The 12,063-nt window shown below is 36.2% G+C and carries 9 protein-coding genes and 1 riboswitch; of the genes, 1 reads left to right on the plus strand and 8 read right to left on the minus strand.

From position 1 onward, the window contains the following. Positions 1 to 84: 84 nt before the first annotated feature. Positions 85 to 186, minus strand: a riboswitch (purine riboswitch). Between the two features lie 169 nt (positions 187 to 355). Beyond that, positions 356 to 718 carry a hypothetical protein gene (locus tag A9178_RS05515; protein ID WP_082918100.1) on the plus strand — a complete coding sequence of 121 codons (363 nt, stop codon included), beginning with the start codon at positions 356 to 358 and terminating at the stop codon, positions 716 to 718. Between the two features lie 41 nt (positions 719 to 759). On the opposite strand, the gene A9178_RS05520 is transcribed toward A9178_RS05515, so the two are convergent. The 8 genes from A9178_RS05520 to A9178_RS05555 form a co-directional block, all read right to left on the minus strand. Further along, on the minus strand, positions 760 to 2,046 hold the full coding sequence (locus tag A9178_RS05520) for a hemolysin family protein (protein WP_068673160.1): 1,287 nt from the start codon (positions 2,044 to 2,046) through the stop codon (positions 760 to 762). A gap of 323 nt (positions 2,047 to 2,369) precedes the next feature. Continuing rightward, positions 2,370 to 4,049, minus strand: a complete 1,680-nt coding sequence (gene ilvD / locus A9178_RS05525; RefSeq protein ID WP_369801953.1) for a dihydroxy-acid dehydratase — start codon at positions 4,047 to 4,049, stop codon at positions 2,370 to 2,372. Between the two features lie 274 nt (positions 4,050 to 4,323). Continuing rightward, positions 4,324 to 5,304: a cation diffusion facilitator family transporter gene (locus A9178_RS05530; RefSeq protein WP_068673162.1), complete on the minus strand. Its 981-nt coding sequence runs from the start codon at positions 5,302 to 5,304 to the stop codon at positions 4,324 to 4,326. 228 nt (positions 5,305 to 5,532) lie between these two features. After that, positions 5,533 to 7,602, minus strand: coding sequence for a cation:proton antiporter domain-containing protein (locus A9178_RS05535; RefSeq protein WP_369801954.1), 2,070 nt, complete (start codon positions 7,600 to 7,602; stop codon positions 5,533 to 5,535). 408 nt (positions 7,603 to 8,010) lie between these two features. Continuing rightward, complete coding sequence (locus tag A9178_RS05540) at positions 8,011 to 9,504, minus strand: tripartite tricarboxylate transporter permease (protein WP_068673166.1); 1,494 nt, start codon at positions 9,502 to 9,504, stop codon at positions 8,011 to 8,013. 15 nt (positions 9,505 to 9,519) lie between these two features. Then, the gene (locus A9178_RS05545) at positions 9,520 to 9,978 is read right to left on the minus strand and encodes a tripartite tricarboxylate transporter TctB family protein (protein ID WP_068673168.1); all 459 of its coding nucleotides are present in this window, start codon (positions 9,976 to 9,978) and stop codon (positions 9,520 to 9,522) included. A gap of 145 nt (positions 9,979 to 10,123) precedes the next feature. Beyond that, on the minus strand, positions 10,124 to 11,173 hold the full coding sequence (locus tag A9178_RS05550) for a tripartite tricarboxylate transporter substrate binding protein (RefSeq protein ID WP_068673170.1): 1,050 nt from the start codon (positions 11,171 to 11,173) through the stop codon (positions 10,124 to 10,126). Between the two features lie 187 nt (positions 11,174 to 11,360). Continuing rightward, positions 11,361 to 12,047 (minus strand): response regulator, encoded by a 687-nt coding sequence (locus A9178_RS05555; RefSeq protein ID WP_068673172.1) that lies wholly within the window; start codon positions 12,045 to 12,047, stop codon positions 11,361 to 11,363. Between the last annotated feature and the right edge of the window lie 16 nt (positions 12,048 to 12,063).

The raw sequence follows: 12,063 nt of genomic DNA on the forward strand, positions 1-12,063 counted from the left end.
CCTTCCACAGCCTTTGCCTTTTTATGAAAAAGCAAAAAAACTTTGACTACAGCATGCCAAAGTTTTATCTAGAAATGAAAAAATATACATATTTTCACTCCTTGTAGACGGGCTATTTTAAGGTAGCTGGTAGAAACGTTCAAGCCATATTCTTGAACTTATACAAGGTGGTAACTATTAATTTAAATAACTGTAGAAATGATAACAAGTTTCTACCAATACGTCAATTGAGAAAACCTTTCTTCTTATTTTTATTTATATATAAAAGCCATACAAAATACTAACATTTTCCACTGTGATATAATGATGGATAGTTGGTTAATTAACATGCTTCATAAGAAAGGTCGTAATATGAATGAATTCAGATATTGTAGAAATACTTACAACACAAGGAAAAAACACCGTTAAGGCTATTCAGGATTTAAAGCAACAAGCAAAAAAGTTAAATAAAGAACGATCTGATCTTTATGAAAAGTTTTGTGCAAATGAGCATTCTTTTCGTGTTTACACCTATATGGATCAAAATATTAGGGAATCGAATGAAGTGCAAGCATTTTTGCAAAAAGTAGAAGAGCTTAACGAAAATTTTGTTGGCGTTAATACCGAACTTGAGACAACTGTAGATGAAAAAAAGGTAGCAGTATCCTATAAAAAAGTTGTAGAAGCATACAATGACATGGTGAAATCATTAGGTTTTGCTGAAGAAGTTATATTGTGAAGAAAAAGAAAAGCAAACTCCCGAAGAGTTTGCTTTTCTGACTAACTAGTTACAATTTTTATTTTTTTAACTTTATATTTATCCATTTCATCAACAATAAATTTATATCCTTCGTGTACGATGGAGCTACCCACAGTAGGTTCCATGTTTTTAGAAAACACCCATCCTCCGATTGTTTCCACTTCTTCATTCGGAAGATTAATGCCAAGTAGTTTGTTCAAATCAACCAATTTTAATTTACCTGAAACTACTTTTGTTTTTTCGTTTACTTCTTCAATTTCCGGTAACTCATCCTTATCGAACTCATCACGAATATCCCCTACAATTTCTTCTAATATATCCTCTACTGTAACTATTCCCGATGTTCCTCCATATTCATCGTGTACAATGGCCATATGAATTCGTTCTCGTTGCATTTTTAAAAGTAGTTGTCTAATCGGGGTTACCTCAGATACATGAATAATGGGACGTATTAATTTCTCTATTGATAGGGATTGATGCCCTTCTAAATGACCAGTAAACACTTCCTTAATATTAACAAGACCAATAATATTATCCTTATCTTCATCCGCCACTGGATATCTTGTATATTGAGCTTCTAGAATAATATCAATATTTTCTGTTATATTGTCCGCCTTGTAAAAGCAAACTACCTCATTACGTGGTACCATTATTTCCCTTACAATGGTTTCATCAAATTCGAAAATATTATTAACATAGGTCATTTCAGTTAAATTGATTTCCCCGTTTTTATAACTGTCCGTAACAATCATTCGAACTTCTTCCTCTGAATGTGCTACGTCATGTTCCTTTACTGGTTGAAACCCTAAAAGTCGTACGAGCAACCTAGCTGATCCGTTTAACAACCAAATAAACGGGTACATTATTTTATGAAAGAAAATGAGTGGTCTTGCTAATAAAAGTGTTACAGCTTCCGCCTTCTGTATCGCGATAGTTTTTGGTGCTAACTCTCCTATCACCACATGTAAATAGGTTACAAATAGAAATGCGATTAGAAATGATATGAAAGTTCCGACTGTATTATTAATGCTTAGCCCTTCAAATACTGGATGTAATAAGCGTGCCACAGTTGGTTCACCTAACCAACCTAAGCCAAGTGCAGTTACTGTAATTCCTAATTGACAAGCAGACAAGTAATCATCTAAATTATCGATTAATTGCTTTGCATAAACTGCGCTCTTATTCCCCTCAGCTACCAACTGATTAATTCGAGTCGTACGTACTTTCACAATAGCGAATTCGGTTGCTACAAAGAATGCCGTTAGCAAAATCAATATAGCAACCAAAAGCAAGTTAACTATGTCCAATTAGTATCCTTGCATCATCAGATACAAGGATTTTCACCTCCGTGATATTCTATTTTAAAAGAACCTGTATATCCGATCGTGATCCAAAACATAAGGTAAAGCAACTATTATTGAATCACCTTTGAATCTATAAAACTGATTTACCTTCCCATATGAATCACCCACCTTCTTAAACTTATTATATTTTAATAAAGATTAATTGTCTATACTCTAGCACTAAAAATTTTTACCAATTTTCAGAATACTTATAGATATCTTCCTTTAAGGTGTGATAAAAAAGCATTGCCAAGAGTATTTCTCTCAGCAATGCTTTAAAATTTAAATTATATTTTCATAACTCCACCAGTATTTGCTGAAGTTACAAGGGCTGAATAACGGCCAAGCCAACCTTTTTTCACTTTCGGCTCGAACCCTTTCCAGTTTGCTTTTCGTTCTGCAAATTCTTCATCGGAAATCTCCAATGTAATCGTACGTTTATTCAAATCAAGCTCAATCATATCTCCATCTTCAACAAAGGCAATTGGACCACCTTCAGCTGCTTCTGGAGAGATATGACCAATCGAAATACCTCTAGATGCACCCGAGAAACGTCCGTCTGTAATTAGACCAACCTTTGCACCTAGGCCACGACCGACAATTTGTGATGTAGGAGCAAGCATTTCTGGCATTCCCGGTCCACCTTTAGGTCCTTCGTAACGGATAACAACAACGTGTCCTTCTTTTACTTCCCCAGACTCGATTTTTTCCATTGCTTCTTCCTGAGAATCAAAGCAAATAGCTGGACCTCTATGGTATCCGCCAACCTTAGGATCTACCGCACCAACTTTGATAATGGATCCATTTGGAGCTAGGTTTCCGAATAATACTGCAAGTCCACCACGCTCTGAATGCGGGTTATCCAATGGATGAATAACATCTGTATCCATAATCTCTGCACCTTGCACTGTTTCTCGGATTGTCTTAGCCGATACACTTAGACAGTCCCCATTAAATGCTCCTGGCTTTTTAAGGAGTTCATTAACAATCGCACTAATTCCACCTGCTCGATGAAGATCTTCAATATGATGGTCAGATGCCGGAGCAAGTTTTGCTAGATGTGGAACACGGTTAGCAACTTCATTAATTCTTTCAAGTGGATAATCAATATCCGCTTCGTGAGCTAGAGCCAGTGTATGTAATACTGTATTTGTTGAACCACCCATCGCCATATCTAATGCAAATGCATTATCAATAGCTTCTTTAGTAACGATGTCACGTGGCTTAATATCTTTTTTAATTAATTCCATTAATTGTTTCGCAGATTTTTTAACAAATTCTTTTCGATCCTCAGATACCGCTAAGATGGTACCATTTCCAGGAAGTGCTAGTCCAATCCCCTCTGCTAAACAGTTCATAGAGTTTGCTGTAAACATTCCTGAACAAGATCCGCAAGTAGGACAAGCATTTTGTTCTATTTCTAATAATCTAGCTGCATCAATTTTACCAGATTGATAGGCTCCAACCCCTTCAAAAACAGAGGTTAGGGAAAGTGGATTTCCCGCACTATCCGTACCAGCTTTCATCGGGCCCCCACTAACAAAGATAGAAGGGATATTAACACGTAAGGAAGCCATTAACATTCCTGGTGTGATCTTATCACAGTTCGGAATACATACCATTCCATCAAACCAGTGTGCATTTGCTACAGTTTCGACTGAATCGGCAATGATTTCACGACTTGGAAGGGAGTACCTCATCCCAATATGTCCCATTGCAATTCCGTCATCGACGCCGATGGTATTCATTTCAAATGGTACCCCACCAGCTTCACGAATTGCTTCTTTAACGATTTTACCAAACTCTTGTAAGTGTACATGGCCTGGAACAATATCTATATAGGAATTAACAACTAAAATGAATGGTTTACCAAAGTCTTCCGCTTTTACCCCTGCAGCATGAAGCAGGCTTCGATGCGGTGCACGATCGACACCCTTTTTGATCATATCACTGCGTAATTCTGCCACTATAATCCCTCTTTCTAAAACTTCTATTAATTTAAGTTTTTAAACTTTTTCCTATTTTAACACTTTTGGAGAAATAAGTGTAGGGAAAATTTCAATCTTTTCAGTAGAATTCAAAATTTTGTCGAAAAACATCAAATTAAGCTCATTTTTTAAAAAGGGAATTTTATAGTGTCCTTGACACGGGTGCTAGTTTAAAGTTTTAAGCCAATGTCCCACCTATTTCAGTTAGGACATTGGCTTACATTCTTCTATATCACATAAAATTACAACGGTTTTATTTCCTTGGTTTCCAATCTATATCTCCATCATCTTCAATAATACCGATTCCTACATCAGCAATATCCGGGTCTTTTAATATGTCTTCCGCTACTCTGATTTTAATATCATCTGCTTCGGCTAAAGAAAATCCTTCTCGTAACTCTATTCTTGCCTCTACATGATAATATCTCCCCTCTTGAAGGATTCGCATTTTATTAATATCTGTAACGTCTTTATCATTTAAAATGATTCCTGTAATTCTTTCTTCTATATCTTTAGGAGCCGCTACCCCAATTAGTCCAACCATGTTATCATAACCCACTCTAAAGGCGACGCCAATCATTAATAACCCGATTAATATTGTAATAATTCCATCTATCATAACAAAGTTTGTTAAGGATATAACCACAACTGCAATAAGTGCTAACGCTGCACCAGAAACAGCAACTAGATCCTCATAAAAAACCAATCTTGTTGGGGGAGCGGCTCTACCAACATTTCTAAAAGCCCCTGTTACAACGCCAAATCCTTTAGCTTCAGAGCGTGATTCTACATTAATCTCTTTCATGGCCTTTACCAAAATAAACCCATCAATGATAAGATTTAGGAATAATACACCAACATTAATCCAAAAACCACCTCCCATTTCAGCAGGATGTTGTATTAAATGCCAACCTTCACGAATAGTTTCGTAGGCCATGATTGTAACTACAATGACGGCAACCATACAAAAAATATTGATTACTCTACCAAAGCCAGTTGGGAATCTTGGTGTAGGTTTTTTTTCAGATAAAATGCTTCCAATATAAACGAAGCCTTGGTTTACAGCATCTGCAGTTGAGTGCATAGCAGATGCAAATAATGCACCACTACCACTAATCGTTCCAGCAAAAAATTTAGCTATGGCTATGATGGTGTTACCAATTGCTGCAATTAACGATGATTTATTTCCTTTCTTAATTAAGCTTATAAAAGATTCTGACTCATTTCCAACCAATACATTCACCCCTCTTGTACCTAAATTACTATTAATATTTGATGAGAAGGGGAATTTTAAACGGTTTATGGAAATGATTTTACTTTTGTGTTCCTAAGGCTTGATTTATAACTTGTCAATTCCACCAAATACTAAGAATCCGTAGCCAAATAAAAAAAGAAGGATAAAGATGTTTTTATACATCTTAAAATCCTTCTTTTTTAACAGTATTCAAATTATCAAATTTTATCAGACCTCGTAATCACCTTTAAAAAGTAACTCTTTCGGGATTTTCATGCCACGTGAGCCACGAATGTCTGTTTCCTTCATTTCCGTCGGGTAAAACACGATGAAGTTCTCAAGATTCATTGTAGCTAGTTTTTTCGGTATAGTTTCTAATACTGGATGCCATGCCACCGTCCCTCTTCTAGCACTTAATAAAATCACAAGATCGGTTGATTTTATACCCTTCAAATCCTGTTCATAGAGAGAATCCCAGCTATCCAGTGATTGGAACTCCATTTTAATATTAGGATGTACTTGTTGAGAAACCTTCTGATACGTTTCTAAGTTATCGCGAATGACAAATCCTTTAATAGTTGTACTAAGCTGAGAAGCCATGCCCTTAATGATGGATATGGAATCTTCAAAACCCGGTTTGTATACAACATTACTTGGAAGAATAACAATCATTCGTTCCATCGTATTCAATGGTTGCCTAATATGGGCTATAAGCGTGCTTTGGTACGTATGTTCAAGGAAATTATCAATAACTTTCCCAAAAACCTTATGGCTACCTTCACTTTTACCATCCCAGCCTGCAATGATCGTTGTGATTCGTTCTTCCGTGGCTGCGCGTTCTATTCCCCATCCAATATTATGATCTACTCGTGTCAACAGCTTAACAGATACTTCTGCGCCCGATGCATACATGATCGAACGACCGAGCATTCTTTCCGCTTGTGCGACTTCATTGCTTGCTTGTTTTAAATCCTTTTGTACGATGGTTAACGGGTATAATGGTTCATCTGTATTTTTCGCCTGTTTTAATGCAAATCCTAAATCCATTAGGGATTCCATTGTATTTGGATTCGCCAGTGGGATTAATATACGTTCAGGAGGGATATCGTCTAGTACCGCTCTATCTTGTGCGACGGCTAGTTTTCTTCCATATTTTTCACTGAAGTAGGGACCTAAAATACATGTAACTAAAATGATCACAATAACTGCATTTATTAATTGTTGGTCAATTAATCCGAATTGATACCCAACAAGTGTTATTGCTAATGTTGCTGCAGCATGTGTAGTGGAAAGCCCAAACATTACCTTACTTTCTATTTTAGAATAACCATATATTTTACTCGTTACCCAACTGGCAAGCAGTTTGCTGCCAATTGCTACAATGGAGATTAATATGATGGTTAATAATGCATCAGGGTTTGATATAAGAACACTAAGGTCCATTAACATACCTACAGATAACAAGAAAAACGGAATAAACAATGCATTTGCTGTAAATCTGATTCTATTCATTAATGGACCATGATCAACAATGTATCGGTTCAAGGCCAAACCTGCTAGGAATGCCCCGATAATTGGCTCTAATCCCACAAACAATGATATTGCCCCCGCAACGAATAAAATCGCCATGACAAAGTTAAATTCTATAGTGCCTTCATTATTAGAGCGTTTAAAAAACCACTTTGTAAGTTTTGGGGCAAAAATTAGAACGACTACTGCAAAAAGTATTATTGCGATAATCAAGTATACTAAAAATCCATAAGTTAAATTGCCTTCAGATGCCCCTGCTATTATTGCAAGAACTAGCAATGCCAAACTATCTGTTAATAATGTACCACCAACCGCTGTTGTTACAGCTTTGTTTTTCGCAACGCCAAGTCGACTAATGGCAGGGTACCCCAAAAGTGTATGTGAAGAGAAAATGGTACCAAATAATATGGCTGACAGGATACTAAGTTCAAGCCACAATCCCAGCATTATACCAAGAACAAATGGGATTGAAAACGAGAGTAAACCAAATAAAATACTACGATTTCGGTATTTTTTGAAACCGTCGAGGTCCAACTCAAGCCCTGCTATAAACATGATAAACAGTAACCCAACTGTTCCAAGCAATTCAATAGTCGAATCTCGAGCTAATATTTCTAGCCCGTTTGGTCCGACAATAATTCCTGCTATAATAGGACCGATAATCGCAGGTACTCTCAATTTCCCCATTAGTATAGGGAATAACAAAAAAATTAACACAGCAAAACCAAATATGAGAACTGGTTCCTGTAGTGGGATATTCATATTCATATTCATTCCTCGCTTTCTTTAAGCGCAAACTTTATCATTTTTATTTTGGCTATTATTTTTTATGAATTAATAATGTACTATATTTCACCTAAATATTCTAGTCTAAAATTCTATTTTAATAATTTAAATGAAATATGAAAAAACGAGGATGGGAATAGGTCAATAAACAACCTAAAAAGCTGTTTCATAATGAAAAAAGGAGTGTTTTTTATATTTTATTGGTTCATAAAAATGAAGAGGGGGAATGTCAGGATTTATTAAGCGAACAAGAAAAACAGCCAATACATTTGAGTATCGGCTACTTCACTTGCTTTGTATAAACTTGAAAGGGATTACGGCCACCTTAGTTCAATGTAAAAGATGGGATAGTGTCTGTCCCTTTGGCTCTTGATTTATCCTTCATTTAAACTATCCTCTTTGTTTTGTTTTTCGTAACTGTTGTATAATCGGAATAACAAATGAAAGTAGTGAGATTATTAATAATGCTAATGATATTGGATTAGTAATAAATATCATTAAGCTTCCATTAGAGATAGTTAAAGATTGTCTGAATGACTGTTCCAACATTCCACCTAGTATAAACGCTAAGATGAATGGGGGTGCAGGAAAAGCAAACAACCGCATTATAAAGCCGATAACACCAAACAGCAGTAGCATGTACAAATCAAATGTATTAAAGCTAATTGCATAAACACCAATCATACTAAACATAATAACTAGTGAAATAAGTAGCGGTCTTGGTATTTTAAGTATTTTTGCAAAGTATGGTATTAGTGGCAAGTTTAAGATTAATAAGAATATATTCCCAATATACATACTTGCAATGATTCCCCAGAAAATTTCTGGTCGATCCGTCATCAACATTGGACCTGGCTGTACTCCAAGCACTAAAAACGCTCCAAGCATAACAGCTGTTGTTCCTGAACCTGGTATTCCTAAACTTAACAATGGAACGAATGCACCACTTGTTGCAGCATTATTAGCTGTTTCAGGAGCTGCCAACCCTTTAACCGATCCCTTCCCAAATTCTTCCGGCTTTTTAGAGATTTTTTTCTCTGTTATATAAGCAATAAAAGATGCAATTGTTGCTCCAGCTCCTGGTAGTACCCCTAGAATGAAGCCTAAAATAGAATGTCTAGACATTGGACCTGACATTTCTTTGAAATCTTTTTTTCCGAGTTTTAAGCTACCAATATTATGAGCATTTTTAATCGATTCATCTTTTCTATTTAATACCAACGAACATACTTCCGCTAATGCAAATAAACCTAAGGCAATAACTAGAAAATCCAAACCTTCAAGTAAGTTTATATTTCCAAATGTAAAACGTTGTGTACCTGTCTGCGGATCAATACCAATTGTCACAACCATAAATCCTGCAACTGCAGAAATTAATGCTTTTATTGTAGACCCTTCTGATAGACTCGCAATCGCAGTCAAGCCTAACACCATTAGCGCAAAGTAAGCTGGTGGCCCAAAGGAGATGGCCACACTAGAAAGCGCGGGTGCTAATAGCATTAACAAGATAACACTGACCGTTCCACCTACAAATGAGGAAATAGCTGCTATCGCAAGTGCTTTTCCAGCTTTTCCTTGTTGTGCCATCGGATATCCGTCGAATGCTGTAGCAACAGTACCAGATACCCCTGGTGCATTTAATAAAATAGATGATGTTGAACCACCAAATATGGCACCATAATAAACCCCCGCCATCATGATTAATGCAATTGAAGCATCCATCCCGAAAGTCATCGGGATCATAACAGCTATTGCACTTATTGGTCCTAATCCAGGCAACATCCCAATAATGGTCCCAGCAAAAACACCTAACAATACGAAAAAAATGGCTTCTATACTAAATGCGGTTTGAAATCCTGTAATTATCCCTTCTAATGATCCCATCTATCTATCCCTCCCTTAAAAAGGCAATATTCCACTAGGTAAACTTAATTTTAGTAATTCCGTAAACATCAAATACATTATTATAGGAAATAAGATAGAAACAATTGCATTCGTTATATATTTCTTATAGCCAAGAAACCATGAGCAAAAGAAAATGAATAGTCCCGTTACTAATACAAAACCAATTATTTCTAACAGAGCAATATATACTAAGATAAATCCTGCTACTACTAATAGCACCCCTATTTCTTTCTTTGGTATCTTTCTCCTTTCTTTTTGTTCTTCCGAGTCCGAATCCTTTAAAAAGAATAAAGAAGCTGAAAGTAAAACCAATAACCATCCTAATGTTTTCGGAATCACATCAGCATCAACTTCCGTATAAGGGTAAGATGGAATTTGATAAGCAATAATTAAATAAAGTGCAGCAATTAACAGTAGAACAATACTAACTCGCTGATTCACCGTTTTAAACATAAGCACATCCCCTGAATTTAAAGTTTTTTGGCTAATAGGCATGTATAAAACTTTTTCCTAAATAAGTTCGGCTGAGGCTTCGTTTTATAACTATATTTATAAAAGGTTGGAGTCAATAACCAAAGTCATTGACTCCAACTAATACTTATTGCTTTGCAAGCCCTAGTTCATCTAGTAACACTTGAACTTCTTCCCTTTGTTCATCTAAGAATTGACTATACTCTTCACTATTCATATATAATTCATCCCAGCCAAATTGGGCACGTATTTCTGCAAATGCATCTGAATCACTTAATTCTTTAAATTTCTCTTCGTAATAAGCAACTGCAGCTGGATCCATATTAGCTGGTCCAAAGAATCCTCTCCAATTAATAAACGTTTCATCGATTCCTTGTTCAATTGCAGTTGGGAAATCCTCTAATATCTCTCCTTCTAACCTTTCCTCAGAAGTTACACCTAGAACTTTAATATTACCCGCTTTTACTTGTTCTACCGTTTCAGCTACACCAGTAGAATATACGTCTGCACTACCATTTAATATCTGTGTCAACCCGCCAGCATCTTGAGCGGAAACATATTTAATCTTGGTTATATCTACACCTGCTGCTTTAGCAATTTGAACAAATTGCATATGGTCCATACTGCCGGGTGAGGAAGTTCCAACGACTGTAATGCTTTCAGGATCTTCCTTCATATCCTCAAACAAATCATTTAAATTATCCCACTCCGCATCATCTCGTACTGCAAAAGCTGCATAATCAGCTATTAAGTTTGCTAGTGGTGTGAAATCCTCGTGACTGTATTCAGATTGCCCGTTTAATGGAATAAACACGAGCGGTGGTGATGCTACAAAAAGCTTATGGGCATTCCCTTCAAAACCAGCAATATATGCCCAACCTACAGCTCCGCCACCGCCTTCTTTATTGACGACACCAATGTTCTCATCGATTATACCTTCCTCAGTAAATACTTGTGCCGCCATTCTAGCAGTGGTATCCCAACCACCACCCGCCCCAGCTGGTGCGACGATTTCAATAGATTCTTCAGGTGTCCAATCACCAGAACTAGCATCATCAGTCGATTCTTTTGTTGAAGCGTCATTTGAAGTTCCACTGGTTTCTTCATCACCAGAAGAACAAGCTACTGCAAACAGCATTAAAGCTGCTAGCATAATCAATAGTAAGTATTTCTTCATTTTGATTCCCCCTCTAAAAATAGTAAAAGTAGATACTTAAATGTAACTACTTTTCAATATAATTTAATATTTCTGTTATGTAAACGTTTACAAAATAAAGCGCAATTTGTTTTTTATAAACCTTTTGTTCATTTTGTTCACACTACTAAATGGCAATTTAAAAAGATGCCGAAACTACGACACCTTATTAACCTATATTTCTATTCATCATATAATATTTTCGCTCGGGCCTTCCCACAGCACCGTATTCTAAGTCAGCTGTAATTTCCTCTAGTGAAATTAAATATTCTAAATAACGTCTAGCGGTTGTACGTGAAGCACCAATCCTTTCCCCCATCTCTTCAGCAGTAATTCCGCTTTTTAGCACCTTGATTATTTCTTTTACTTTTTCTAATGTGAGTGGATCAATTCCCTTAGGCGTACTTTTAGGTAATGAATCGATTTTAAAACTAAAGAATACGTCGTCCAATAGGTCCTGATCAAAAACCTTCACATCCTCCAATTGTCTTTTCTTTCTTGTATAATGATTAAATGCCCCAACAAATCTTTCTTTCTTAACTGGTTTAATCATATAATCAAAAACACCATTTTTTATAACTTTACTAACCATATCATTTTCTGTGGCGGCCGAAATAACGATTATATCTATATTTGGATTTGCCTTTCTTAATTTTGGGATTAATTCTAATCCTGATATATCTGGCAAATATAAATCTAGTAACACTAGCTCAACTTCATAATTGGACACTATTTCAATAGCATCCTTCCCCGTCAATGCTTTCCCTATTATTTCCGCATTACTTACCCCTTTAAGAAAGCCTGCATGTATATCCGCAATCCGAAAATCATCTTCCACTATAAGAACACGGATCATACAGGTACACCCCCCC

This window comes from Oceanobacillus sp. Castelsardo, assembly GCF_001659985.1.
Taxonomy (GTDB): Bacteria; Bacillota; Bacilli; order Bacillales; family Amphibacillaceae; genus Oceanobacillus.

Coding starts and splice junctions, on each gene's coding strand:
- A9178_RS05535 (WP_369801954.1), bottom strand. CDS start 7,602: ATGAATATGAATATCCCACTACAGGAACCAGTTCTCATATTTGGTTTT.
- A9178_RS05555 (WP_068673172.1), bottom strand. CDS start 12,047: ATGATCCGTGTTCTTATAGTGGAAGATGATTTTCGGATTGCGGATATA.
- A9178_RS05545 (WP_068673168.1), bottom strand. CDS start 9,978: ATGTTTAAAACGGTGAATCAGCGAGTTAGTATTGTTCTACTGTTAATT.
- A9178_RS05540 (WP_068673166.1), bottom strand. CDS start 9,504: ATGGGATCATTAGAAGGGATAATTACAGGATTTCAAACCGCATTTAGT.
- A9178_RS05515 (WP_082918100.1), top strand. CDS start 356: ATGAATTCAGATATTGTAGAAATACTTACAACACAAGGAAAAAACACC.
- A9178_RS05550 (WP_068673170.1), bottom strand. CDS start 11,173: ATGAAGAAATACTTACTATTGATTATGCTAGCAGCTTTAATGCTGTTT.